The sequence below is a fragment of the Microbacterium sp. LTA6 genome (genome assembly GCF_045690355.1).
Taxonomy (GTDB): domain Bacteria; phylum Actinomycetota; class Actinomycetes; order Actinomycetales; family Microbacteriaceae; genus Microbacterium.
Map to the genome: position 1 here is coordinate 673,794 of NZ_CP147855.1, position 24,506 is coordinate 698,299.

The 24,506-nt window shown below is 68.4% G+C and carries 23 protein-coding genes; 6 read left to right on the top strand and 17 right to left on the bottom strand.

Going from position 1 to position 24,506, the window contains the following annotated elements; translation table 11 throughout:
* Positions 1–59: 59 nt before the first annotated feature.
* The gene (locus LTA6_RS03175; protein WP_363550853.1) at positions 60–233 is read right to left on the bottom strand and encodes a hypothetical protein; all 174 of its coding nucleotides are present in this window, start codon (positions 231–233) and stop codon (positions 60–62) included.
* A 124-nt stretch (positions 234–357) separates the two neighbouring features.
* Here LTA6_RS03175 and LTA6_RS03180 point away from each other — a divergent pair, with 124 nt between their 5' ends.
* Complete coding sequence (locus LTA6_RS03180) at positions 358–1,467, top strand: DUF4192 family protein (RefSeq protein WP_407358616.1); 1,110 nt, start codon at positions 358–360, stop codon at positions 1,465–1,467.
* A 4-nt stretch (positions 1,468–1,471) separates the two neighbouring features.
* Here LTA6_RS03180 and lysS read toward each other — a convergent pair whose 3' ends face one another.
* Positions 1,472–3,001: a lysine--tRNA ligase gene (gene lysS, locus LTA6_RS03185; protein ID WP_407358617.1), complete on the bottom strand. Its 1,530-nt coding sequence runs from the start codon at positions 2,999–3,001 to the stop codon at positions 1,472–1,474.
* Between the two features lie 79 nt (positions 3,002–3,080).
* Between lysS and LTA6_RS03190 the strand changes: the two genes are divergently transcribed.
* Positions 3,081–4,922 carry a DUF2207 domain-containing protein gene (locus LTA6_RS03190; protein ID WP_407358618.1) on the top strand — a complete coding sequence of 614 codons (1,842 nt, stop codon included), beginning with the start codon at positions 3,081–3,083 and terminating at the stop codon, positions 4,920–4,922.
* 156 nt (positions 4,923–5,078) lie between these two features.
* Here LTA6_RS03190 and LTA6_RS03195 read toward each other — a convergent pair whose 3' ends face one another.
* From LTA6_RS03195 to hpt, 10 genes are all read right to left on the bottom strand, one after another.
* Positions 5,079–5,795: a DUF2520 domain-containing protein gene (locus LTA6_RS03195; RefSeq protein WP_407358619.1), complete on the bottom strand. Its 717-nt coding sequence runs from the start codon at positions 5,793–5,795 to the stop codon at positions 5,079–5,081.
* Between the two features lie 2 nt (positions 5,796–5,797).
* A complete protein-coding gene (locus LTA6_RS03200) occupies positions 5,798–7,792 on the bottom strand; it encodes a PH domain-containing protein (RefSeq protein WP_407358620.1) in 1,995 nt (664 codons plus the stop codon).
* Complete coding sequence (locus LTA6_RS03205; RefSeq protein WP_407358621.1) at positions 7,789–8,370, bottom strand: PH domain-containing protein; 582 nt, start codon at positions 8,368–8,370, stop codon at positions 7,789–7,791. Before LTA6_RS03205 ends, LTA6_RS03200 begins: the two co-directional genes overlap by 4 nt.
* On the bottom strand, positions 8,321–8,803 hold the full coding sequence (locus tag LTA6_RS03210) for a DUF3180 domain-containing protein (protein ID WP_407358622.1): 483 nt from the start codon (positions 8,801–8,803) through the stop codon (positions 8,321–8,323). The genes LTA6_RS03205 and LTA6_RS03210 overlap by 50 nt, the downstream gene beginning before the upstream one ends.
* Positions 8,800–9,339, bottom strand: a complete 540-nt coding sequence (gene folK / locus LTA6_RS03215) for a 2-amino-4-hydroxy-6-hydroxymethyldihydropteridine diphosphokinase (RefSeq protein WP_341976092.1) — start codon at positions 9,337–9,339, stop codon at positions 8,800–8,802. Before folK ends, LTA6_RS03210 begins: the two co-directional genes overlap by 4 nt.
* Positions 9,336–9,737, bottom strand: coding sequence for a dihydroneopterin aldolase (folB, locus tag LTA6_RS03220; RefSeq protein WP_341976093.1), 402 nt, complete (start codon positions 9,735–9,737; stop codon positions 9,336–9,338). Before folB ends, folK begins: the two co-directional genes overlap by 4 nt.
* Positions 9,738–9,742: 5 nt before the next feature.
* Complete coding sequence (gene folP / locus LTA6_RS03225) at positions 9,743–10,546, bottom strand: dihydropteroate synthase (RefSeq protein WP_407358623.1); 804 nt, start codon at positions 10,544–10,546, stop codon at positions 9,743–9,745.
* Positions 10,543–11,163: a GTP cyclohydrolase I gene (folE, locus tag LTA6_RS03230; RefSeq protein ID WP_341978258.1), complete on the bottom strand. Its 621-nt coding sequence runs from the start codon at positions 11,161–11,163 to the stop codon at positions 10,543–10,545. Before folE ends, folP begins: the two co-directional genes overlap by 4 nt.
* 2 nt (positions 11,164–11,165) lie before the next feature.
* Complete coding sequence (gene ftsH, locus LTA6_RS03235; RefSeq protein ID WP_341976096.1) at positions 11,166–13,175, bottom strand: ATP-dependent zinc metalloprotease FtsH; 2,010 nt, start codon at positions 13,173–13,175, stop codon at positions 11,166–11,168.
* Positions 13,176–13,253: 78 nt separating this feature from the next.
* On the bottom strand, positions 13,254–13,805 hold the full coding sequence (hpt, locus tag LTA6_RS03240) for a hypoxanthine phosphoribosyltransferase (protein ID WP_341976098.1): 552 nt from the start codon (positions 13,803–13,805) through the stop codon (positions 13,254–13,256).
* Between the two features lie 141 nt (positions 13,806–13,946).
* Here hpt and LTA6_RS03245 point away from each other — a divergent pair, with 141 nt between their 5' ends.
* Positions 13,947–14,552 (top strand): DUF937 domain-containing protein, encoded by a 606-nt coding sequence (locus tag LTA6_RS03245; RefSeq protein WP_341976099.1) that lies wholly within the window; start codon positions 13,947–13,949, stop codon positions 14,550–14,552.
* 102 nt (positions 14,553–14,654) lie between these two features.
* Here LTA6_RS03245 and LTA6_RS03250 read toward each other — a convergent pair whose 3' ends face one another.
* The 4 genes from LTA6_RS03250 to LTA6_RS03265 form a co-directional block, all read right to left on the bottom strand.
* Entirely contained in the window at positions 14,655–17,492 is a 2,838-nt protein-coding gene (locus tag LTA6_RS03250; protein WP_341976100.1) for an endo-beta-N-acetylglucosaminidase, read from the bottom strand.
* Between the two features lie 125 nt (positions 17,493–17,617).
* Complete coding sequence (gene tilS, locus LTA6_RS03255; protein WP_341976101.1) at positions 17,618–18,604, bottom strand: tRNA lysidine(34) synthetase TilS; 987 nt, start codon at positions 18,602–18,604, stop codon at positions 17,618–17,620.
* Between the two features lie 15 nt (positions 18,605–18,619).
* A complete protein-coding gene (locus LTA6_RS03260; RefSeq protein WP_341976102.1) occupies positions 18,620–19,393 on the bottom strand; it encodes a 3-hydroxybutyrate dehydrogenase in 774 nt (257 codons plus the stop codon).
* Positions 19,390–20,763, bottom strand: a complete 1,374-nt coding sequence (locus LTA6_RS03265; RefSeq protein ID WP_341976104.1) for an MFS transporter — start codon at positions 20,761–20,763, stop codon at positions 19,390–19,392. Before LTA6_RS03265 ends, LTA6_RS03260 begins: the two co-directional genes overlap by 4 nt.
* A gap of 151 nt (positions 20,764–20,914) precedes the next feature.
* Here LTA6_RS03265 and LTA6_RS03270 point away from each other — a divergent pair, with 151 nt between their 5' ends.
* From LTA6_RS03270 to LTA6_RS03280, 3 genes are read left to right on the top strand one after another with little or no spacing between them, the layout of a single operon-like run.
* A complete protein-coding gene (locus tag LTA6_RS03270) occupies positions 20,915–21,847 on the top strand; it encodes a LysR family transcriptional regulator (RefSeq protein WP_341976106.1) in 933 nt (310 codons plus the stop codon).
* Positions 21,848–21,906: 59 nt separating this feature from the next.
* Positions 21,907–22,527 carry a TMEM175 family protein gene (locus LTA6_RS03275; protein ID WP_341976108.1) on the top strand — a complete coding sequence of 207 codons (621 nt, stop codon included), beginning with the start codon at positions 21,907–21,909 and terminating at the stop codon, positions 22,525–22,527.
* Positions 22,528–22,569: 42 nt separating this feature from the next.
* Entirely contained in the window at positions 22,570–23,061 is a 492-nt protein-coding gene (locus LTA6_RS03280; protein WP_042536967.1) for an inorganic diphosphatase, read from the top strand.
* A gap of 76 nt (positions 23,062–23,137) precedes the next feature.
* On the opposite strand, the gene LTA6_RS03285 is transcribed toward LTA6_RS03280, so the two are convergent.
* Positions 23,138–24,505, bottom strand: coding sequence for a M23 family metallopeptidase (locus LTA6_RS03285; protein ID WP_341976111.1), 1,368 nt, complete (start codon positions 24,503–24,505; stop codon positions 23,138–23,140).
* Position 24,506: the final 1 nt, after the last annotated feature.

Sequence of the window (24,506 nt, forward strand, 5' to 3'; positions counted from 1 at the left end):
TTCGCCGCAGCGCCGCGCCATGGGCGAGGCTTCGCTTCACAGTAGCGGAAGCCTGCACGTCAGGGGCGGGGCGGCATGCCTCGCGCAGCGCGCTCCTCGGCCTCGATCTGCGCGTGCACCTTGCGTTCGGTGCGGTCGAAACGCAGGATGCCGCGGATCACGATGAAGAAGACGATGCTCACACCGACGGTCGGCAGAAGGGACCATGCCGCTGCGAGCCAGAAATTCTCCATGCCTCCATGGTACGCGGACCGGCTGTGGCCTCGACTCCTCCTGCACAATCGCCGATCTCGGAGAATCCGTCCACATCGGACCGTTCGGCCCCCACGGGGCGACCCGCCCGAGCACACTCGCGTGATGACCACAGTTCTCCACGCATCCGGCTCCGCCGATTTCCTCGGCCTCGTCCCCGCCCTCGCCGGCTTCACGCCGCGCGAGAGCATCGTCCTGCTCCCCTTCCGCGGCAAGCGCGCCTACGGTGCGATGCGCGTCGATCTCCCCTCCGACGATGTCGACCTCGACGAGTACGTCGAGACGGCCATCGCGCTCATCTCGCGTGTGACGGGGACGGATGCTGTCGCGATCGTCGTCTACACCGACGAGTCTGCACTGCCGACGCGCGACGGACTCGTGCTCCCCGTGGCGGTGGCCGTCGACGGTCTCCTCGACAGTGCGGAGGATGTCGGTCTGCGCATCGTCGATGCGCTCTGCGTCACCCCGGACGGGTGGGCGAGCTACCTGGAGGAGGAGCCGAATCTCGCTCCGCTCGCCGATATCCCTGCCGCGCCGGTCGCTCCGGGCGTCGGCGACGTCGCCGGCGATCAGCTCGCCGGCACCGCGCTGCCTCATATCGACCTCGCGGAGAAGGAGCGCGTGGGTACGGCCCTCCACGATCTCGAAGAGGTGCTCGCCCATGACGCCACCGGTCGGCTGACCGGAGGCGAGAATCCGCAGGCGCTCGCCGCCGTCGTGCTTCTCGACGACATTCCGGCCTTCTTCGAGATGCTCCTCGACGAGCCCGAGAATCTGCCTCCGTTCGCGACTGCGGCGTTGCTGTGGTGCCTGGGTCGACCGATCTTCCGCGATGTGGCGCTGACCCAGTGGGCGACCGATGCCGCTCGTGGCATCCGCGTGCTCGACGCCCAGCTCGCCTATTCGCACAACGGCGAGACGATCCCCGACGACCTCGGCGCCGTCTTCCTCGGGCGCGGTCCGAAGCCCGATCCCGACCGGCTGCGGCTGGCCCTCGCCATCGTCCGGGGCGCTGCCGCACGAGCACCGCGCGCTTCTCGACCCGGGCCTCTGACGGTCGCGGCGTGGCTGTCGTGGGCGCTCGGACGCTCCAGTCACGCCGCGCACTACATCGATCTGGTGCGCGAGATCGATCCCGAGTACGGGCTCGCCGCTCTCCTGGGCTCGATGATCAGCGCCGCGATGCTGCCCGAGTGGGCCTTCCAGCGGGGCTGAGGCGCTACTTGACGAGCGGGAACAGGATGGTCTCGCGGATGCCGAGCCCGGTGATCGCCATCAGCAGCCGGTCGATGCCCATGCCCATGCCGCCGGACGGCGGCATGCCGTGCTCGAGCGCGCGGAGGAACTCATCATCGACCGGCATCGCCTCGACGTCACCGCGCGCGGCGAGCTTCGCCTGCTCGACGAAGCGCTCGCGCTGGATGACCGGGTCGACGAGCTCGGAGTATCCGGTTGCGAGTTCGAAACCGCGGATGTACAGGTCCCACTTCTCGACGACGCCGGCGATCGAGCGGTGTTCACGCACCAGCGGCGAGGTGTCGACCGGAAAGTCCATCACGAACGTCGGACGCACGAGGTCGCCCTTCACGAAGTGCTCCCAGAGCTCTTCGACGAGCTTTCCGTGCGTCGCCTGCGGCGGCAGGTCGACACCGGACGCTTCGGCGAACGCGATGAGGTCGTCGACATCGTCCTGCGGAGTGACGGTGCGACCGGATGCGGCAGACAGCGACTCGTACATCGAGATGCGGTCCCACTCGCCACCGAGGTCGTACTCGGTGCCGTCGGCCCAGATCACTGTCGTCGAGCCGCTGACCGCGATGGCCGCCTGCTGCACGAGCTCCTGAGTGAGCCCCGCCATCTGGTTGTAGTCGCCGTAGGCCTGGTACGCCTCGAGCATCGCGAACTCGGGGCTGTGCGTGGAGTCGGCCCCCTCGTTGCGGAAGTTGCGGTTGATCTCGTACACCCGCTCGATGCCGCCGACGACCGCGCGCTTGAGGTAGAGCTCCGGCGCGATGCGCAGGTAGAGGTCGGTGTCGAACGCGTTCGAGTGGGTGATGAACGGACGAGCGGATGCTCCGCCGTGCTGCACCTGCAGCATCGGCGTCTCCACCTCGAGGTAGTCATGGCTTCCGAAAGTGGCGCGCAGACTGGCGTTCACCGCGGCGCGGGCGCGAACGGTCGTCCGGGCCTGCTCGCGCACGATGAGGTCGAGGTAGCGGCTGCGCACTCGACCCTCGTCGCTGAGCTCGGAGTAGGCGTTCGGCAGCGGGAGGATCGCCTTCGACGCGATCGTCCAGGCATCGGCCATGATCGACAGCTCGCCGCGGCGGCTGGAGATGACCTCACCGTGCACGAAGACGTGGTCGCCCAGGTCGACGAGAGCCTTCCAGTCGGCGAGGGACTCCTCGCCGACGTTCGCGAGGGAGATCATCGCCTGGATGCGCGAGCCGTCACCGGCCTGCAGCGTCGCGAAGCAGAGCTTGCCCGTGTTGCGGCTGAAGACGATCCGCCCTGCCACGCCGACGATCAGGCCCGTCGCGGTGTCGGCCTCGATCTCGCCGTACTCCGCGCGCAGCGCCGGAATGGTGTGCGTCACCGGAACGGCGACGGGGAACGCACCGCCACCGGCATCCGACCGCTCTGCGATCAGGCGCTCGCGCTTCGCCAGGCGCACCGCCTTCTGCTCGAAGACGTCGTCTTCGAGGGTGTCGGCGGGGGTTGCAGCGGGCGCGGCAGACGCGTCAGTCATTCGGGGCTCCTTGGAAGTCGGTCCCAGTTTACCGGGGCGATTTCTGCCGACGATGGCGACAGCTGGGTAGCCTCGGAGAATGGCCGTCAACCGGATGCTCCCCGTTCTTACCGCGGTCGCCATAGCGGGCGCGGGACTGCTCGCCCCCGCCGCCGCCGCGGCATCCGTCGTCGACGCAGATCGGCAGGCATCGGCGGTCTCGGCCGACGTCGATGACTTCTCTTATGCGTCCTGGGATGCCCGATACGAGGTCAGCCTGGATGACGACGGCCGGTCGCACATGCTCGTCACCGAAACACTCGTCGCCCGCTTCCCCGATTTCGACCAGAACCGGGGCATCGTCCGCGGGCTCCCGGTCACGTACGACAACGCGCATCTGGACACCCGTGTGATCTCCGTCACCGACGAGACCGGCGCGGCAGTACCGTTCGAGACCGGTGAGGACGACGGCCTCATCCTCGTCCTCACCGGAGACGACGACTACGTCCAGGGACTCAACACCTACGTCATCGAGTACGAGATGACCGACGTGATCCTGCACCGCGACGACGGCCAGGCCGATGAGTTCTACTGGGATCTTCTCCCTCTGGACAGCAGTCAGGCGATCGAGTCGTTCCACGCTGAGATCGTCTTCGATGCGGCGATGAGTGCGCAGCTCACCGGCTCGGCGCGGTGCTACACCGGCTACGCGGGTTCCACCGACGAGTGCGCGATCCAGGGGCCGTCCGCCGATGGCGACGCGGCCTCGTTCCGCGTCGAGTCCGGTGAGCGCGCCGCCGGTGATGGTGTGACCGTCGCGATCGGGTTCGAGCCGAACACGGCCACGCAACCCTCCGCCCGCACGCCCAACACGGTGACCGACACCGTGCCGGCGCTGGCTGCCCTCGGAGCGTTCGGGCTCTCTGCGGGCGGATGTGCGGCAGTGGCCGTGCTCAAACGCCGGCGCCGCACCGCCACCGGCGTCGTCATCGCGCAGTACGACGTGCCCGATTCGATGCCGCCGCTGCTCGCGGCCGCGATCGTGCCTGGTGCGAAGGATCCGATCCCCGCCGAGATCGTGCACCTCGCGGTTCGGGGCACTCTTCGCATCGAGGAAGCAGGGGACAGCGAAGGCGCCACCGGACAGCCCCGGTTGCGGAGAACGCCAGGAGGCCGGATCCCCGACCAGCTGGATGTCGAGGCACTCGATGCGCTGTTCCTCGGCGCGGATGCCGAGGGCGTCGTGAGCCTCCCGTTGACCGACGAGTCCTTCGCCGGGCGCATGAACGGCCTCCTGCAGAGCGGGAAGACGGCGGCCGCATCGCGTGGACTCACTACGAGGGTCCGCAGCCGTGGGGCGATGGTCCTGCAGTGGTGTGCGATCGCCGTCGTCGCCGTCGGGCTCGGCCTGAGCCTGTGGGGGGCGATCTCCGGCCGGGTGACCGGCATCCCGGCTCTCGTCGCGATCTCCTTCGGCGGGTTCGCCGTCTTGATGTCGAGCCTGTTCACGTTCTCGAAGCACACGGTCCTCACGCCGGAGGGTGCTCTCGCCCACGAGTACCTGCTCGGCGTGCGCGAGTTCATCCGCGTGGCCGAAGCCGACCGGCTGCAGATGCTGCAGTCGTACACCGGTGCCGAGCGTCGCCAGGACGGCAGCGTGAACGTCATCGAGCTCTACGAGCTTCTGCTGCCGTACGCGATGCTGTTCGGGCAGGAAGACCAATGGGGCGGTGTGCTCGAAGCCGCGTACGCGCAAGCGCAACGCGGACCGGGGTGGATCGGCGACCCGACTTCCCCGTATCTCCGCAGTCATCTCGCGGCATTCGCCGTGTCGTCGCACGCCGCGGCCACGTATTCAGAGAGTTCCTCGAGTGCGGGCGGCTCGTCGGGAGGCGGATTCTCCGGCGGAGGGGGCAGCGGCGGCTCGTCGGGAGGGCGCTGAGCGCGCCGCATCCGCTCTCCCCTGCGTCAGGGAGTCGCCGCGACACCCCCTCTCGCGTGGCCCCCGTCTCGCGTGGCCGCGCTTCTCGCCTCTTGCCCCGCGTCGCCTCATCTGACACCGCGGGCCGCAATCCCGGTGGTGTAGCGACCCGAGGTGTCAGATGAAAGTGGCGCCGGAGTCAGGCAGAGTGTCGATGGGGCCGGATGCTTCGCGCAGCGCCCGTTCGACGGTGGATTGCACGAGCGCGGAGAGGTAGCTCCCGGGGTTGTCCACACCGATCTCTCGCAGCCGGCTCGTCGACTGGCCGATGATCGAGCGGGAGAACTCGGTCGCGGTCTGGATCGCGTCGGCGTACGCCGTCCGATCCGCCTCTGCGATGACCACGGGTTCGCAGCCCATCTCGACGGCGAGCGCCTGACCGATCGGCAGGACGGCCGCAGGTGCCGTCACCGCGGCGAAACCCGCCTGCAACTGGCGCAGGTCGATCGACGTTCCAGTGAAAGTGATCGCCGGATGAACCGCCAGGGGAATCGCGCCGCGCTCGGCAGCGGGACGCAGCACCTCGATGCCGTAAGCGGGATCGGTGTGCAGCACGAGCTGGCCGATCTGCCATCCGCCGATCTCAGCGATGCCGGCGACGAGCGACGGGAGCTGGTCATGGGGGACGGCGATCACGACGAGCTCGCTGCGGCGAACGATCTCCAGTGCGTCCAGTACGGGCACGTCGGGGAGCACGGCCGAGGCTCGATCGTCATCGGACCCCGTGGTGATCCCGATGATCGCGTGGCCTGCCCCGGCGAGCGCCGCACCGATCACGGGACCGACCCGGCCCGCGCCGATGATGCCGACGCCGAGGCGCCCGTCACGAGGCATCGCTACTCCCCCGGCTGCGTCGCTGTGGGCGGTACCGGCGGCGCGGCTGGCGGAACCGGCGCGGCTGGCAGAACCGGCGGAGCGGGCGGCGTTGCGGCCGGAGGAGCGGGCGGCGGCGGCGCGGGCGCGAACGTCGGGGGCGCGGGGGGCTGCGCCACCGGCGGCTGCCCGTACCCCGCAGGTGGTGCAGGCGGAGCAGGCGCGAATCCTGGCATCGGCGGAGCAACCGGAGCACCGGGGAAGGGCTGCCCGACGATCCCCGCCGAGGGCACCTGCTCGGGCGCCCACGACACCGCCGGCGCCTGTGGTGCGTACTCGCCCCAGCGGTGCGTGTGGTCCCGATGCGCCGCTTCCGCCGCGGCACGACCCACCCCGTCGAGCAGGGCGAGCGCGTCGTCGCGTTCCAGGCCGGAGAGGTACCCCTGGATGGGCCCGGGAACCGTGTGCACCTGTGCGCCGGAAACGCGCTGTGCGCGGTCGATCGGCCCCTGCGAGAGCGAGACGCCCTGCAGTCGCGCGAGCGGGAAGACGGCGAGCTTGCGCCACACGATGCCGCGGCGCAGCACGAGGCCGAACTCGGTGAGCACGTATCCGTGACGCTTCCACGACAGCGGGCGACGCCACCATGCTCTCGCTGGCATCGTGCGATAGGGATCGCCTTCCACCGGACCCAGGATGCCGTGCTCCCACACCAGCGGGATGTCGGAGACCGGAGCATCCGGCAGCATCAGCGCGAGCACGCGCTCGACATCGGCGCGCTTGCCGACCGGAAGCACGATGTTGAACTGCTGCGCACTCCCGGACGACTGCTGCGCGACGCTCTTGCCGCTCATCCGGTTGATCTTGACCGTCCACCAGCCGAACGGGCGCCAGAGCAGCGACTGCGAGACCTCGACCGCGAAGATGCGCCCGGGCGGGAGCGTCTCGGTCACCGTGGTCAGCAGACCGTACGTGATCCGCACGCCGTCAGGGGTCGGGGCGATGGAGTATCGCAGCGACTTCGAGATCTGCGCCCAGGTGATACCGACGGCGGCGATGATCAGCGGGATGCCCATGCCCAGCCCGATGGCGAGCACGACGATCCCGGTCTCCCCGTCGTCTTCGGCGAGGGTCCCGACGACGGCACTGCCCATCGCGACCGCGAAGATCACCCCGAAGAAGAACAGCCAGAGCACGCCGGCGATCACCTGCGACCCGATCAGACGACCGGTGGGGATCTTGACGACGCTCTCGGGGGCGACATCGGCGAGGTCCACGCCCTCGATGAGGCCGGTCACGCCGGCATTCACCGAACCGACGAGCTGCGCCCGCGCCGTGCCGGGAACACTGGGAGCGCCAGGAACACTGCTTGCTGCGCCTTCGCCGCTCGCCGCATCCACCGCCGCGTGGCGTGCCGCGCGCGCTCCCGAGGCGAGGCGCAGGATGTCTGCGCGCACGGACTCCGCCCGCGCCGTCGCCAGATACTCGAGCGGCACGTTCGCATCGGTGCCGGCACCGACGACCTCGAGCTTGGCGAGTCCGATGATGCGCGCAGGGAACGGACGCGTGAGGTTGACGCCCTGCACGCGGTCGAGAGGTGCGCGGCGATGCGATCGGAAGATGATCCCCTTGCGCACCTCGACATGGTCGCCGGTGATGCGGAACTGCTGGAAGCGCCAGACGAGCCAGAACGCGCCGACGAGCACGACGACCAGGACCAGTACGCCCAGCAGCACGATCAGGATCAGGTTGTTCTCGAGAACCCAGTCGACGGGGTCTCCGCCGTTCTGCCCGTAATGCGCCTCTTCCGGCGCGAACAGGTTGACGACCCACGCGATGACGCGATCGCGCATGTTCGCGATCAGGACGCCGCCGATGATGAGGAGAGCAAGCCCACCCTTGAACAGCGGGGTGAGCGGATGCATCCGGTGCCACTCGCCGTCGGCGAGCGACGTCGAGTCATCCGCCGGTGGCGCGACAGGCGCGACCGCGGGCGGCGGGAACTGCGGCTCGCTCACAGGCCGGTCCGGCGCGTCTCGGCGACCTGGATGAGGGTGTCGCGGAGAGCCTCCGCCGCGCCCTGCGTGAGACCCGGGATCTGCACTCCGGTCGTCGCCGCGGCGGTGACCATCTTCAGCTGACTCACTCCGAAGGCACGATCCAACGGGCCCTGCGTGATGTCGACCAGCTGCATCCGCCCGTACGGGACGGCGATCATGCGCTGCCAGAGGATGCCCTTGCGGAAGACGATGTCGTCGGCGCGGAGCATGTACCCGATCGCCTTCGCCTGCCTGGGCAGGATGATCAGGGTGATCAGCGTGACCAGGACGATCACTGCCGCGGGGATCCAGGCCCAGGTCTGCTCGAATCCCAGTGCCATGACGGATGCCGCGATCGCGACGACCACGATGAAGATCACGTTCTGCACGATCTGCGACACCACGTAGCGCGGCGAGATCTGGTGCCAGGCGCCGTCGAGCTCGAGTCGATTCTCGTTGCGCGCTGTGCGCAGCTGTCCGTAGGTGCCCTGGTCGAGGGCTGCGCGGTCAGTGCCCTCCGTAGGGTTCAGGGGCGCGGTCTCTGGGTTCTGAGTCATCAGGATCCTTCGGCAGGGTGCAGAACTGTTCGGCGATGAGGCCGGCGATCACGAGGGCGATCGCGCTCCCCATCAGCGCCAGCATGGCCACAGTCGACCCTACCGGGGGATCGATCGGACGGGTCAGCAGGAACACGAGGAGCCCCGCTCCGATTCCGGCCATGATCGCGCCGAGCAGGCTGGACGCGCGAGCGAGAGTTGCCGCCCGCAATGCGCGGAACGGGTCGATCCGTCCGGCGCCCCGCACGCTCCGGCGCACCGGCCACGCCACCCCGAGCGACGCGGCGGCGACGAGCAGCAGGAGGACCGGAAGCAGAAGCGACGGGGTGAACGTCGCGCGGCCCGTCGCGGTGAGGAGCTGATCGAGCAGGAAACCGGCTCCGACGCCGAGGAGCGCGAGCAGCGCCAGGAGACCTGCCGAGGTGCGTTTCATACCGCGTCCTGTGCGCGCAGCCTCGTCGCGAGGTCGGCCACCCGACCGTGCCCGACGAGCTCGGCCTCCGGGTCGAGCGTCAGCCACGGCTCGAGCACGAACAGCCGTTCGGCAGCGCGCGGATGCGGCAGCTGGAGGCGCTCGTCGACGGACGTGACATCGCCGTAGGCGATCAGGTCGAGGTCGAGGGTGCGATCGCCCCAGCGCTCGTGTCGCACCCTGCCGTTCTCGTCCTCGATGGCGTGCAGCATCCCCAGGAGGATCTCGGGGGCGAGCTGCGTGGTCACGAGTGCCACGGCATTCACGTACCCCGGAGCATCCGGATCAGGACCGTCGAGGCGCAGCGCGACGGTCTCGAAGAGCTCGGACAGCCGCACCTCGCTCACCAGCGGCAGACGCCCGATGCGCTCGGCGGCATGACGGATCGTCGCCTGCCGATCGCCGAGGTTGGCGCCGAAGGCGACGACCGCGACAGCATCCTCTCGTCCTGGGCGGACGGGGGGTGCCGGCGGCGGGTTGGTGAGGTTGCGGCTCATGCCGGCCACTCCGACGAGGAGGCGCCGTCCGACGTGCGACCGCGGTGCAGGGTCACCGCGACGTCGGCGAAGGTGAGCGGGATCGGGGCATGCGGCTTGTGCACGGTGACGGCGGCATGCTGCACCCGCGGGTCTTCGAGGACGACGTCGGCGATCCGCGCCGCGAGCGTCTCGATGAGGTTCACCGGCTCGCCGGCGACGACCGCTGCGACTTTCTCGGCGAGTTCGCCGTAGTGCACGGTGTCGGTGACGTCATCGGACTCGGCCGCTCGTGCCAGCGACATCGACAGGCGCAGATCGATGGTGAACTCCTGGCCGTCCTCGCGCTCGTGGTCGTAGACGCCGTGACGTCCGAACACGGTGAGGCCGGTGAGGACGATGTGGTCGAGCTCGAACATGAGGATTACCCTTCCCAGGCGTGAGCGATGGCGAGGGCGTCGCGGGTTGCGGCCACATCGTGCACGCGTACGGCCCACACGCCCGCGCGCAGGGCGAGGGCGCTCGTGACGGCGGTCGCGAGATCGCGACGCGCCTCGGAGACGGATGCCTCGGCATCCGCCTGCAGCGTCTCCGCCAGGAAACGCTTCCGGGAGGTGCCGATGAGCACCCGTGGGCCGAGGGCGACGATCTCGTCGAGGCCCCGCAGCACGTCCCAGTTCTGGGCGCCGGCCTTCGCGAAGCCGATGCCCGGGTCGACGATGAGACGCGAAGGGGCGATGCCGGCCGCAGCCGCCTCGCCGATGCGCTCCTGCAGCTCGCCGGCGACCTCACGTGCGACGCGGCGATAATCCGCGTGGGCGTACATGTCTGCGGACGGACCCCGCCAGTGCCCGATCGCGAAGTCTGCCCCGGACTCGGCGACCACCGCGCGCATCTCCGGGTCGGCCAGACCGCCCGAGACGTCATTGACGATGCGCGCGCCCGCATGAACGGCTGCGGCCGCAGTGGCAGCGTTGAGCGTGTCGATGCTCACCGGCACACCCGACTCGGCGAGGCGTTCGATCACCGGGATGACGCGCTGCTGCTCGATGTCGGCACCGATGCGCTCGGCGCCGGGGCGGGTCGATTCGCCGCCGATGTCGAGGATGGTCGCTCCCTGTTCGCGCAGCAGCAGGCCGTGGGCGACCGCGTGCTCGACGTCGAGGTAGCGTCCGCCGTCGCTGAACGAATCCGGCGTGACATTGAGGATGCCCCAGATCGCCGTCACAACGCGGGTCCCGTACCGCTCGATGAGCGCCCGGATGGGCTGCCGATCAGCGTGATCAGTTCGGCGCGTGCGATCGGCTCGGTGTACACGCCGCGGGCTGCGATCGTGAGCGTGGATGCCTCGGGCTGACGGCCGCCGCGCATCGTGACGCACCCGTGGCTGGCATCGAGGACGACGAGCACGCCACGCGTGTCGAGGTGCTCGGCGATCGTGTCGGCGATCTGTTCGCCGAGACGCTCCTGCACCTGCGGTCGCGCGGCGAGCGTCTCCACGACGCGCACGAGCGCCCCCAGGCCGACCACCTGCTCGCCGGGAAGATAGGCGAGGTGAGCGTGACCGGCGAAGGGGAGCAGGTGATGCTCGCAGACGGAGCGGAAGCGGATGTCGCGCAGCAGTACGGCGCCGGACGGAAGCGTGTCCGGAGCCGGACCACGGGCCACGCTGATCGTGTGTGCGAGCGGTGCCGCCGCATCCTGACCGACACCGGCGAAGTACTCCGAGTACAGCTCAGCCATCCGTGCGGGCGTCTGCTTCAGACCGGGGCGATCCGGGTCCTCGCCGATCGCCTCGAGCAGCTCACGAGTGAGTCGCTCGACACGCGCCCTGTCGACGGCCACGGTCACGCCGTCGCTGGTCGGCTGTGACCCGTCGCGTTCGCTGATCCGGCCTGACTGCGCGTCGTCACGGCATCCGCTGGCGCCTCAACGGAGGCAGCCAGCGAGACATCGCGCTTGGGAACCTCGATCGGAGGCCGCTGCGAGACCGGGCGGTCTTCGCTGCTCAACCACAGCGGGCGCTCGGGGAGCTTCTGCACCTCGGTGAAGATCTCGGCGATCTGGTTGTGGTCGAGGGTCTCCTGCTCGAGCAGGGCCAGCGCGAGTCGGTCGAGGATGTCACGGTTCTGGCTGATCACCTGATAGGCCTCGTTGTGCGCCTGCTCGATGAGGGCGCGCACCTCGGCATCGACACGCTCGGCGACGCTCTCGGAGTACTCACGGCCGCGTCCGACGTCGCGGGCGACGAACATGTCGCCGCCTTCGTGTCCGAGCTTGACCGGGCCGACCTCGGTGGTCATGCCGTACTCGATGACCATCTTGCGGGCGATCGACGTCGCCTTCTCGATGTCGTTCGATGCACCGGTGGTCGGGTCGTGGAAGACGATCTCCTCGGCGACGCGGCCGCCCATGGCGTAGGCGAGCTGATCCTGCAGCTCGTTGCGGGTGACCGAGTACTTGTCGTCGAGCGGCAGCACCATCGTGTAGCCGAGGGCCTTGCCTCGAGGGAGGATCGTGATCTTCGTGACCGGATCGGTGTAGTTCATCGCCGCCGCCGCGAGCGCGTGTCCGCCCTCGTGGTACGCCGTGATGAGCTTCTCCTTGTCCTTCATCACGCGGGTGCGGCGTTGCGGGCCGCCGATCACGCGGTCGATGGCCTCGTCGAGCGCGCGGTTGTCGACGAGCTGCGCGTTGGAGCGAGCAGTCAGCAGAGCCGCCTCGTTGAGGACGTTGGCGAGGTCCGCACCGGTGAAGCCCGGCGTCTTGCGCGCGACGATCTCGAGGTCGACGCTCTTGGCCAGCGGCTTGCCCTTCGAGTGCACCTCGAGGATCTTCTGGCGGCCCTTGAGGTCAGGGGCGTCCACGCCGATCTGCCGGTCGAAACGGCCGGGGCGCAGCAGCGCAGGGTCGAGGATGTCGGGGCGGTTCGTCGCCGCGATCACGATGACGTTCGCGTTCGGGTCGAAACCGTCCATCTCGACGAGCATCTGGTTGAGGGTCTGCTCGCGCTCGTCGTTGCCGCCGCCCATGCCAGCACCGCGGTGACGGCCGACGGCGTCGATCTCATCGATGAAGATGATCGCGGGTGCCGCTTCCTTCGCCTGGTTGAACAGGTCGCGGACGCGGGATGCTCCCACACCGACGAACATCTCGACGAAGTCCGATCCGGAGATGGAGTAGAACGGCGCTCCGGCCTCACCGGCGACAGCGCGGGCGAGGAGGGTCTTACCGGTTCCGGGAGGGCCGTACAGCAGCACGCCCTTCGGGATACGCGCTCCGATGGCCTGGAACTTCGCGGGGTCCTGCAGGAACTCCTTGATCTCGTGGAGTTCCTCGATCGCCTCGTCAGCCCCGGCGACGTCGGCGAAGGTGACCGTCGGGGTCTCCTTGTTCACCAGTTTCGCCTTGGACTTGCCGAACTGCATGACCTTGCTGCCACCGCCCTGCATGGACGAGAGCAGCCACCAGAACAGCAGACCGAGCAGCACCAGCGGGAGCAGCAGCGAGAGGAAGCCGTCGAACCAGGTCGCACGCGGCACGGCGTCGTTGAAGCCGTCCTTGGGCTCGGCTTCGTTGATCGCGGTGACGACTTCGTCGGCCCGGGCAGTCACGTAGTAGAACTGCACGTTCTCGGCGCCCTCGAACGGTTTCGACAGGGTCATGTCGACGCGCTGATCGCCGTCGGTGTTCACCACCTCGGTGACGGAGCTGCCGGCGAGCAGCTTCAGGCCCTCCTGCGTGGAAATCTGCTTGGGGGCTCCGAGGTTCGAGATCAGCAGGAAGCCGCCGAACAGGAGCAGTCCGATCAGCGCCACGTAGATCAGCGGATTCCGGGTGATCTTCTTCACGTCCATGATCCGATCAGCGTATCGCGCCGCACTTTACGGTCGGCTGTGATTCGCCCACGGCGTACGCGCGCGCGGGCGCGAGCGTTAGGAGTAGACGTGCGGTGCGAGCACCGCGACATCGCGAAGATTGCGGTAGCGCTCGTTGTAGTCGAGGCCGTAGCCGACGACGAAGTCGGTGGGAATGTCGAAGCCGACGTAGCGGCAGTCGATCTCGACCTTCGCTGCCTCCGGCTTGCGCAGCAGTGCCAGCACCTCGATCGACTCGGCGCCGCGGGACTCGAAGTTCTCCAGCAGCCAGCTGAGGGTGAGGCCGGAATCGATGATGTCCTCGACGATCAGCACGTGCTTGCCGTTGATGTCGACGTCGAGGTCCTTGCGGATCTGCACGACGCCGCTGGACTTCGTGCTCGCGCCATAGCTGGAGACCGCCATCCAGTCCATCGGAGCGTGGAACGGCAGCGCACGAGCGAAGTCGGCCATCACCATGATCGCGCCCTTGAGCACGCCGATCAGGATCAGGTCCTTGCCCGCGTAGTCCGCGGCGACGCGGGCGGCGAGCTCCTCGAGCTTGGCGAGGATCTCCTCCTCTGTGACGAGGATTTGAGCAAGGTCATCCTGGATTTCCGCGGCGCGCATGGATCGATTTTAGGTGACGCGATCGGATGCTCGGGCACAGCTCTTGCGATCGAACACTGCCAACCCTCCTCAGCAGGCCGCATCCGCACTACTGTGAGCGGGAGAAGAGGGGCGGACGCCCACTGACGGAAGGATTCACCCATGGCTCTTGACGACATCCTCAAGCAGGTGCCGATCGACGACATCGCGAAGAAGCTGGGCGTCTCCCCCGACGTCGCCAAGCAGGCGGTCGAGCAGGGCGGCGCCGTGCTGCTCAGCGGTCTCGCGAAGAACGCCGAGACCTCAGAGGGGTCCGCAGCGATCGAGAACGCGCTCAAGAAGCACAAGGGTGCGAAGGGTGCGGCGACCGTCGACGACATCGATCAGGCCGACGGCGGCAAGATCGTCTCGCACATCCTCGGCGCGAAGGAGAAGGAGGTCACCGCAACTCTCACCGAGTCCAAGGAGACCGCCGGCATCGACTTCGGCAAGCTTCTGCCGATCCTCGCCCCGATCGTGATGGGCCTGATCGCGAACGCGACGAAGGGCAAGACCGGCACGACGGAGGCAGCGACGGAGCAGTCCGGCGGCGGGATCGGCGACCTCATCGGGGGCCTCCTCGGCGGCGGCAACGGTTCCGGTGGCAGCAGCGGCGGCGGCGGAATCGGCGACCTGCTCGGCGGTCTCCTGGGCGGCGGCTCCGGCGGCAACACGGGCGGCGGCGGAATCGGCGATCTCCTGGGCGGCCTCCTCGGCGGCAAGAAGTAGCAGCACCGAACGCATCGACGGGCTCAGGTGATCCCTGAGCCCGTCGAACTGTTTCCGGATGCCGGATGCCGGATGCTCAGCGCACCCGGCATCCGGTGGGTGTCACTGCCGGAGGTCCGCCGTATCGAGGACGAGCGGTTCCGACGTGTTGCCGGCGTAATCCGTCACGACGATGGAGATCTTCTCGGCATCGGGATACGGCCGCGTGATCAACAGCTCGCGGTTCGCGTCGGTGGCGCCGCGGGTCGCCGTGAACTGCTCCACGCCGTCGTACGCGACGGTCAGCGTGTGCCAGTCCCACGTACTCGGCGGTGTCAGCCGCCATCCGTCGGCATCCGACACGACGTCCGCCGGCAGATACGAAGCCGCGAGCGAATCGTGGGTGTTCCCGCGGTACGAGACCGGCATGACGCCTCGCGGCTTCCCGGCCGGGTTCAGCGGCACCACAGATACGTCGTAGCGGCGCCCCTCAGGATCGGCCACCGGAACGACAGCCGTTCGGGCATCCGCACCCACGCGCACCTCGATCTTCTCCGCACCGGCGACGTCCTGCGCAGTGAGCTCTACCAGATACCCGCCGACCCTCGCGGGCGAGGCGGGCGCCTGCCATGACACCTGCACGGAACCTGCCTCTGCCGCCTGCGTGCGGAAGCCACGAGCATCCGTGGTCTCCGCGACGCTGATCGCCGAGACGGACTTGTCCAGTCCGATGAGCTGGGTCGCCGGCTCGGATCGCACGCCGTCCTTGCCCACCGCGACGACCTCGATGGCGAGGTCGCCGTGTCCCGGCTCCATGTCGAGGTTCTGCACATGCAGCGTGCCGTCGTAGGTGCCGCCGAGCCAGACCCGCTCGCCGTCGCCGCGAGTGGCGTAGACCTCGTAGGAATCGACCTCGTCGAACGACTGCAGGTCCCACGACAGCACCGCCTCGCCCGATGCGTAGAGGGCATCGACGCTGAGCGCGCTCGGCGCAGCCGGTGCAGACTCGTCCGCGCCGACCTGGATGCCGCCGAGATTGACCTGCACTCCGTCCGACTGTCCTGCCAGCGTCAGACCGAGCGTGGCGATGCGCCGGCCGGACTGCTCGCCCAGGTCGACCGTTTCGGTCGCCCAGTCCGCCCCGCTGTGCGATAGCGGGTAGTTCACGACGGTGTCCGGCTGGTCGGCGTAGACCACAGCGAGCTGCGCGCCGACGCCTGCACCGGACGGCACCGCGTAGGTGACATCGACCTCGGTGGCGGATTCGACGGCGAGATCGGTCTTGAAGAGGCGCATCGTGGTGTCTTCGGCCAGGCCGCCGTAGATCGCCAGCGACGAACCGCCCCGGAACGCCCCGATCGGCGCGAACGGCGTCGCGGTCTCCACCCCCTGGGTGTCCTTACGAGCGAGGTCGGTGCCGTAGTCGAAATCGGCGTGCAGGTCGGATGCCGCACCCGATGCCGTCTCGAACCACCACTGCCACGACGGCAGCAGCGACTGGATACTGATGTTCGTCCACTCCTGCGCAGAAGAGTGACGCCCGTCATCCCACCATCCGACGCCGTGCCCCGTGTTGAACCAGCTGGCGAACTCGGTACCGCCGGCGACCGATCGCTCGGGCGTGAAGTCGGCGACGCCGGTCCACGCGTCGGCATCGGCGACGCCGACATCCGGACGGGCGTAGCCGGCTTCGGCGCCTGTTCGGGTGACGTCTTCGCGAACGCCGGAGAAGAACATCCGCTCGCGTTCGGTGACCATCCACTGGTACGCGTCGGTCTGCATCAGCGGGAGCGGCTCGGTCTTCTGCAGATCCGCGCCGAGGTCGTCGTCGAGCGATCGCTGGTAGAAGTCGGACGGGGTGAAGAGCGCGACCGAGGTGCGCGGATTCTTCGTGCCCGGCTCGTAGATGCTCGGGAACTCGGTGGTCGTCGGGTGCCCGCCGCCGAGCTTGCCCTGGTTGGCCTCCACACCGAGGAAGAACTCGTCATAGAGTTCAGGCCCGTACGCGTCTCGGATGCGATCCCATTCGGTGGCATCCGGCGCCCACTCGGGCCACCCGTAGTTCACGAAGACCGAGTCATGGATCTGCCCGTGCTCCTCGTCCTTCAGCCAGGCGACCTTGTCGTCGTCGATCGAGCTGTTCACGTCGTAGTAGTTCGTGTACATGCCGTTCGCCGTGAGGTACGCCATGAACTTCTTGAACGTGGCATCGGGGTGCGGGCTGTGCTCCTCCTTGTTGAAGAAGTACCCGTCGTAGCCGAAGTATTCGGCCATCTCGATGAGCTTGTCCGCGACGGGGAAGGACCCGTCCTCGCGCTGATCGAGCAGCAGTTCGTCGACGCTGACGCCGGGGCGGAAGTACGGGTCGAAATAGATCGTCGCGATCGACAGAGCGCCGTTGCGATGCGCCGCGTTGGTGTACGCGGGGTTGGGGATGTTGACCGATCCGAATTCGAAGCCGCGGTTGCGCCAATCGGACGTCGCGGGGTCGTACAGCGCGGAGGGAGTGGCCCTGGTGGCGGCGCCGTGCCACGGGGCGAAGATGTCGGTGTACTGCCAGAAGTTGAGCGTGTGTTCGGAGAACTCGTCGTTGTACGGCGTGCTGCCGAAGAACGAGTTGCCGTAGTCGCCCTGCATCAGCAGCACCTGCGCGTCGCCGGTGAGGTCGGGATTGGCCTGGGTCGGGGCGAAAGGCTCGATCCGCGGCTGCAGCGGGATGCGGGCACGCAGCATCTCGGCGTCGGGGTCGGTCTCGGGAGACCAGTTCAGGATGTCGCGGACGCGATAGCCCGGGAATGACGGCTGCGCAGCGTCGACGGCGGCCTCTCCAGCGGGCGGATGCGAATCGGCAGCGTGGGCGGGCACGAGGCCGGCCACGACGAGGGCTGCACCGAGCGTCGTACCGACGAGCGCTCTGCGACGGTTTCGGTGGGGGCGCGTATGCGCGGGGACGGTGTTCAACGCAGATCTCCTCCGATGAGCGGAGCGACGGATGCTGGGGGCACCACTAAATCGCTTTAGTTGACGCGCCCGACATTACCGCGCCCGAACGCGGTCCACAAGATCCGCACCCGGAAGCGTTGCCGTCAGCGGGCGGTGAACACGATCCGTCCGCCGTGACGCTGCGCTGAGCATCCCGGCAGGTCGATCGGCCCCTGGCCGGACCAGTCCGTGACGAGGCGCGCGACCTCCAGCGTCTGCGTGCGCGTCAGGCTCACCCCGAACTCGCTGTCGACGACGAGGCGGATGATGCGGTTGCGCAGCGCGGCGGGGTTCGCGGCGAGCGCGGCGACGCTGACCGAGATGCCGGCCTCGGCGTGCTCGACGATGTCTTCGATGGTCTCGTGGATCATCTCGTCGAAGGCCTCGGCGTCTTCGCGCAGCTGCTCCGCCGTGCGCGCGAGGGCTTCGGCGATCCCGGGGCCGAGCTCGGCTTCCAGCACCGGCAGCACCTGCGCGCGCACGCGCACCCGGGCGAAACGTTCGTCGACGTTGTGCGGGTCATCCCAGAACTCGAGATCGGATGCCGCGCAGAAGGCCCGGGTCGTCTCACGTCGCACGCCCAGCAGCGGGCGCATCCAGCGGATGCCGTCCTCATCCTCGCGGACCGGAGCCATCCCCTGCAGGCTGGCTGCGCCCGAGCCTCGGGCGAGGCCCAGCAGTACCGTCTCGGCCTGGTCGTCGAGGGTATGCCCCAGCAGCACTGCGGCCGCGCGCACGTCGAGAGCCGCATCGCGAAGCACCCCGTAGCGCACCTCACGCGCGGCGTTCTCGGGACCGCCCTCGGTACCGACCTTCACCTTCACGATCAGCGGGTCGACGCCGAGGCGGGCGGCGGCCCGACCGGCTTGGGCTGCGACCGCATCCGACCCCGGCTGCAAGCCGTGATCCACTGTCAGTGACGCGACCCGCAGGCCCCGCTTCGGCGCCTCGAAACCGACAGCCGCGGCGAGCGCGAGCGAGTCGGCGCCTCCCGAGAGGGCGACGAGCACGGTGGCTCCGTCGGGCACGGCGGCGAGTGCGGTGCGCACCGCAAGGCGGATCTCGGCGATGGCCGGCGACAGGGAAGGCACAGCACAACGGTAGTACTACCGCGCGGCCCAGCCGCCGTCCATCGTGTAGCTGGCACCGGTCACCATCGCGGATTCGTCGCCGGCGAGCCACGCCACCAGCGCGGCCACCTCCTCCGGCTCGATGAGCCGCTTGATGGCGCTCTCGGTGAGCATGATCCTTGCCAGCACCTCCGTCTCGGGGATGCCGTGGACCCGTGCCTGGTCCGCGATCTGCTTCTCCACCAGCGGGGTCCTGACATAGCCGGGGTTGACGCAGTTGCTGGTCACGCCGTACTCGCCGCCTTCGAGCGCGGTGACCTTGGAGAGCCCCTCGAGACCGTGCTTGGCTGTGACGTAGGCCGATTTGAAGGGCGAAGCGCGCAGTCCGTGCACAGACGAGACGTTGATGATCCGGCCGAAGCCCCGCGCGTACATCCCAGGGAGCACCGCCCGGATCAGGAGGAACGGGACCTCGAGCATGAGCGACATGATCCGGCGGAAGTCCTGAGGGTCGAAATCCTGGATCGGGCTGATGTGCTGGATGCCAGCATTGTTCACGAGGATGTCCACCCCGGCCAGCGCGTCCGACAACCGCTGGTCGGTGAGAGCGGCGGGGTCCAGCAGGTCGACGGCCCAGCTCGATCCTCCGACCGCCGCCGCCAATGCCTCAGCACCGGCCCGGTCCTTGTCCGCGACGATGACGTGCGCACCCCGGGCCGCCAGCGCACGCACCGCGGCCGCGCCGATCCCGCTGGCGCCGCCGGTGACCAACGCCTGTCTTCCGGAGAGCGGCTCCGCTGCGGGGCTCAACTGCGCACCCGCGCCGTGTTCAGACCGTGCTTGCGGGCGTCGGCGTCGTCGATGTCGTGCAGGGAGATGCCCCTGGTCTCCTTCAGGGTGATCACCGCGACCGCTGTGACGGCACAGGCGGCCGCCACGTATACGGCCACCGGCAGCCAGGAACCGAAGTCCTGCAGCAATGCCGTCGCGATGATCGGCGCCAGCGAGCCGGCGACGATCGAGGTGACCTGGTAGCCGAGGGAGACACCGGAGTAGCGCATGCGGGTGGGGAACATCTCGGCCATGATGGCCGGTTGTCCGGCGTACATCAGGGCGTGGAAGCACAGGCCGATGGCGACAGCCGCCGTGATGATGAACGGGTTCAGGGTGTCGAACATCGGGAAGGCGAAGAACGCCCAGGATGCTCCGAGCACCACGCCGGCCAGGTAGACCGGTTTGCGGCCGAAGGCGTCGGAGAGCCGGCCGACCTGCGGAATCACGATGAAGTGGATGACGTGGGCCACCAGCAGCGCCAGCAGCAGCTGGCTCGTGTCGTACGCGTGCACGGTCTTCAGATACACGATGGTGAAGGACACGATGATGTAGTACAGGATGTTCTCGGCGAAGCGCAGGCCCATCGCTCCGAAGATGCCCCGCGGGTACTTCTTCACGACCTCCAGCACGCCGTAGCTGACGGCCTTCTCGGCTTCCGCCTGTGCGCGGGCCTCGAGGAAGATCGGCGCCTCGCTGACGTGGGTGCGGATGTAGTAGCCGATGATGACGACGATGGCCGACACCCAGAAGGCCACACGCCAGCCCCAGCTCAGGAACTGGTCCGAGGGAAGGATCCAGGACATGCCCAGCAGCACCAGCGTCGCCAGCAGGTTCCCCACCGGAACGGCGGCCTGCGGCCAGCTGGACCAGAAGCCACGTGACTTGTCCGGGCTGTGCTCGGCCACCAGCAGGACGGCCCCGCCCCACTCGCCGCCCACGGCGAACCCCTGCACGAAACGAAGGATCACCAGCAGCGCCGGCGCCCAGTAGCCGATCGAGGTGAAACCGGGCAGACAGCCCATCAGGAAGGTGGCGACGCCCACCAGGATGATGGTGACCTGCAGCGTGTGCTTGCGGCCGAGCTTGTCGCCGATCTGGCCGAACACGATGCCGCCGAGCGGGCGGGCCACGAAGCCCACCGCGTAGGTCAGGAATGCCGCGATGATGCCATCCAGCTCGGTACCGGCATTCGGGAAGAAGAACGTGCCGAACACCAGCGAGGCGGCGGTCGCGTACAGGAAGAACTCGTACCACTCCACCACCGTGCCCACCATCGAGGCGGCCACGATCTTCTTGAGTCCCGAGGTCTTCGTCTCGGGGACGATGGTCGTCTTATCGGCGCTCACGCTCACTCCTTCGTGTTGTGCCGACGTCCGCGTTGACCTCGGCGTGCGGCGCCCGGGCTCTCACGGGCAGGGCGGCCTCAGCAAGTATGGGCACGCGCGGCAGTGTGCATCAATGACCAGTCGAGCAGAGATCGTGTGCACAATTGCAGATATGAATATCCCGACTCGTGGCACCGTCGCCGCGAACCCCGACGACCTCCTGATCCTTCTCGCCGTGGCGCGCACCGGACGGTTCACCACCGCGGCCGAGAGCCTGGGTCTGAACCACACCACCGTGTCGCGCCGGATCGCCGCGCTGGAGATGTCGCTCGGCGGACGCACGCTGGCGCGCACCCCCGGCGGTTGGGAGCTGACCGACCTCGGCCGCCGCGCCGTTCGCGCCGCCGAAGACGTCGAGACCGCGGTCGCCACCATCCACGAGGGCGATGACGAGGCCGATCAGATCGCCGGCGTCGTGCGCATCTCCGCCACCGACGGGTTCAGCGCGTTCATCGTCGCACCGGCGGTGGCGCACCTGCGACGGAGGCACCCGAGGCTCAGCGTCGAGATCGTCAACGTCACCCGGCGCGCCCTGCAGCACCGCTCTGGGCTTGATCTGGAGGTCGTGGTCGGCGAGCCGCAGGTGCACAGAGCCGAGGCGATCCGGCTCGGCGATTACACGCTGGGGATGTACGCCTCGCGCGACTACCTCGACGAATTCGGCACTCCGGCCGGCATCGCGGATCTGAGCACGCACCCCCTGGTGTACTTCGTCGATTCCATGCTGCAGGTCGACGACCTCGACGCGCCGCGGCGACTGGTTCCCGGGATGCTGGATTCGCTCAGCTCGACGAATGTCTTCGTCCATGTCGAAGCCACCCGCGCCGGAGCAGGCATCGGCTTCCTGCCGTGCTTCATGGCGGGCCGACACCCTGATCTGGTGCGGCTGCTGCCCGAAGACTTCGCCGAACGCCTGCCCTACTGGATGGTGTTGCGACCCGACTCGCTGCGTCAACCCGCCGTCGCCGCGGTGGCAGACGCACTGCGTCGCCGCACGGCCGCCGTGCACGACGCGCTGCTGGGCCTCGCGCCTCTTGAGTACTGAAGGCGCCGTGCACTCCTCCGGGGTGGCGCGTTTCGCATCCGCCGTCATACTCTGAGCGCGTGACCGACGAGAGAACGCCCCATCCGCTCAAAGCCGAGCGGTTCAAGGCGTTCGTCGACGCGGTGGTCGCGATCGCGATGACGCTGCTCATCCTGCCGCTGCTGGAATCGGTGTCCGAAGCGGCGAACGAAGGACTCGGCACGGCGGAATTCCTCGCTGAGCACAGCGGGCAGCTGCTGAGCTTCGGATTGAGCTTCGTCCTCATCGCCGCGTTCTGGATGGAGCACCACCGCATGTACTCGCGCGTCGAGGGCATGACCGGTCCGCTGCTGTGGATCAACGCCGGCTGGATGCTGACGATCGTGTGGCTTCCGGTGCCGACGGCGATGCTCGGTCAGATGGAGGGCGACGCCCTGCAGACCGTGCTCTACATCGGCACGCTGATCCTGACCCAGGTCACGACGCTCGCGGCGAAGCTCTATCTGCTGCGGCATCCGGAGCTTCATGACTTCCCCGCCGGCGAGCTGCGTCACGGCGCACTCGGAGACGTCGCGGCGATCATCCTGTTCGCCATCGCCATGCCGATCGCCGCCTGGGTGCATCCGATCGGGTACTACGCCCTCCTGCTGATCGCACTGACCGGACCCGTCACCAGGATTCTGACGCGGCTGCCCAGGTAGGCTGGTCGGCGGCATCCAACCGTCTTTCTGAGGAGCACACGCATGGGCGCACACGACGCCGTCATCGAGATCCCGCGCGGCAGCCGCGTGAAGTACGAGGTCGACCACGAGACCGGACGAGTCCACCTCGACCGTGTGCTCTACACGACCTTCGGCTACCCCGCCGACTACGGCTACTTCGACAACACCCTCGGCGAGGACGGCGACCCGCTCGACGTGCTGGTGCTGCTCGACCACGCCATCTACCCGGGCGTCGTCGTCGAGGTCCGCCCCGTCGCCGTGCTGAAGATGAGCGACGAGGCCGGCGGAGACGACAAGCTCGTGGCCGTGCTGTCCAAGGATCCGCGCTGGGCGCACATCCAGGACATCGGCGACGTCGCCGAGTTCACCAAGAAGGAGATCGAGCACTTCTTCGAGCACTACAAGGACCTCGAGCCCAACAAGTGGGTCAAGGTCGACGCGTGGGGCGACGCCGCTGAGGCGCAGCGCATCCTCGACGAGGCGATCGTGCGGTTCGGCGAGCAGGGTCACTGACCCTTCGCGACAGAAGAAGACCCCCGGTCCGCTCAGCGGCCGGGGGTCTTTCTTTCGGAATTCTTCGGGCGGATGCTCAGAAGTAGACGCCGCGGTCGCCCATGAACCACTCGGGGTTGTTGGGGTAGCCGTCGATGTAGACCTCGAAGTGCAGGTGGCATCCGAAGGAACCACCGGTGTTGCCGGCGTACGCGATGACCTGCCCGGCCTCCACCCACTGCCCGTAGCCCACGGCGAACTCGTTGATGTGCGCGTACCCGGTGGCGATGCCGCCGCCGTGCTGGATCCGTATGTAGCGGCCGTAGCCGTCGTTCCAGAAGGCCGCATCGACCGTGCCGGAGTATGCCGCGTAGATGGGGGCGCCACAGCCGTTGGCCAGGTCGACACCTCGGTGGAAGCTCGACGAGCACCCGTTCGACCCGCACTGCGACTCACGGGGACCGTACCCGGAGGACTTCCCTCCGCCATGCGGGCGAACCCAGCCGCTGGAGGAAGGAGTGCCTCCGCCTCCGCCGCCTCCACCGTTTCCGCCGCCACCGCCGGCCGCAGCCTCCGCGGCCTCGCGCTCTCGACGCTGTCGTTCTTCCTCTTCACGCGCCGCGACACCGGCCTGGTAGCCGGCGACCGTGGTGGCCGTGGCATCCTTCAGCGCAGCGAGCTGCCCCTGCAGGGTGTTGAGGTTCGCGGCCTGCTCGTCGAGCGCGGCCTGAGCAGCCTGAGCCGCCTGCTGGGCCGCGACCATCTTCTGCTCGGCGATCTGTTGCAGGCGGTCACGCTCGGTGCGCGCGACGACGGCCTGGTCGCTGAGCGACTGCGCCGAGTTGCGTGCGGCAACAGCGTCGTCGTAGATGGACTGGTTGTACTGCAGCAGCTTGTCCATCGTGCCGAGGCGCGTGAGCAGTTCGTCGGCGTTCGCGGCAGAGCCGGCGAAGAAGAGTTCGAGCGACGTGTCGTCGCCGCCGTTGCGGTAGAGCTGAGCCGCGACCTGGCCGGCCTTGCGGGCGGAATCATCGGCGATGCCGGCCTGCTCGTCGGCCTTCGACTGCAGTTCTTCGGCATCGGTGACGGCCTGGAAGAACGCCTGCTGTGCGGCGTAGAACTCCTCGCCTGCGAGCTTCGCGGCTGCCTGGGCGTCCGCGACCTTCTGCGTCAGGGACTGGATCAGGCCTTCGATGCGGGTGATCTCGGCAGCCTTGGCTCCCTCGTTCTGCATGGCCGCCTGCACGTCGTCCCAGCTGGGGTACGACGCAGCGTTGGCGGCGGACACACCGGACGAGACGCCGAACGCGCTGAGCGCGACGACGCTGAGAGCACCGAGGCCAAGAACGCCGCGGCGGCTGATCGAGCCGCGGTTCCAGAACGCTTTGCGCTCCACGGATGTCGGCGCGCACCCGCATTCAGAGGATGCCGCAGCAGCAGCATCCAGCGTGGTCTTGTCGTTCACG

What these genes read in the sequence shown, in the direction of transcription:
- LTA6_RS03180 (WP_407358616.1), top strand. Translation starts at nt 358, where the DNA reads ATGACCACAGTTCTCCACGCATCCGGCTCCGCCGATTTCCTCGGCCTC.
- LTA6_RS03210 (WP_407358622.1), bottom strand. Translation starts at nt 8,803, where the DNA reads ATGAAACGCACCTCGGCAGGTCTCCTGGCGCTGCTCGCGCTCCTCGGC.
- hpt (WP_341976098.1), bottom strand. Translation starts at nt 13,805, where the DNA reads ATGCGCGCCGCGGAAATCCAGGATGACCTTGCTCAAATCCTCGTCACA.
- ftsH (WP_341976096.1), bottom strand. Translation starts at nt 13,175, where the DNA reads ATGGACGTGAAGAAGATCACCCGGAATCCGCTGATCTACGTGGCGCTG.
- LTA6_RS03175 (WP_363550853.1), bottom strand. Translation starts at nt 233, where the DNA reads ATGGAGAATTTCTGGCTCGCAGCGGCATGGTCCCTTCTGCCGACCGTC.
- lysS (WP_407358617.1), bottom strand. Translation starts at nt 3,001, where the DNA reads ATGACTGACGCGTCTGCCGCGCCCGCTGCAACCCCCGCCGACACCCTC.
- folB (WP_341976093.1), bottom strand. Translation starts at nt 9,737, where the DNA reads ATGTTCGAGCTCGACCACATCGTCCTCACCGGCCTCACCGTGTTCGGA.
- LTA6_RS03245 (WP_341976099.1), top strand. Translation starts at nt 13,947, where the DNA reads ATGGCTCTTGACGACATCCTCAAGCAGGTGCCGATCGACGACATCGCG.
- LTA6_RS03205 (WP_407358621.1), bottom strand. Translation starts at nt 8,370, where the DNA reads ATGACTCAGAACCCAGAGACCGCGCCCCTGAACCCTACGGAGGGCACT.
- folK (WP_341976092.1), bottom strand. Translation starts at nt 9,339, where the DNA reads ATGAGCCGCAACCTCACCAACCCGCCGCCGGCACCCCCCGTCCGCCCA.
- LTA6_RS03190 (WP_407358618.1), top strand. Translation starts at nt 3,081, where the DNA reads ATGGCCGTCAACCGGATGCTCCCCGTTCTTACCGCGGTCGCCATAGCG.
- LTA6_RS03195 (WP_407358619.1), bottom strand. Translation starts at nt 5,795, where the DNA reads ATGCCTCGTGACGGGCGCCTCGGCGTCGGCATCATCGGCGCGGGCCGG.
- LTA6_RS03270 (WP_341976106.1), top strand. Translation starts at nt 20,915, where the DNA reads ATGAATATCCCGACTCGTGGCACCGTCGCCGCGAACCCCGACGACCTC.
- LTA6_RS03280 (WP_042536967.1), top strand. Translation starts at nt 22,570, where the DNA reads ATGGGCGCACACGACGCCGTCATCGAGATCCCGCGCGGCAGCCGCGTG.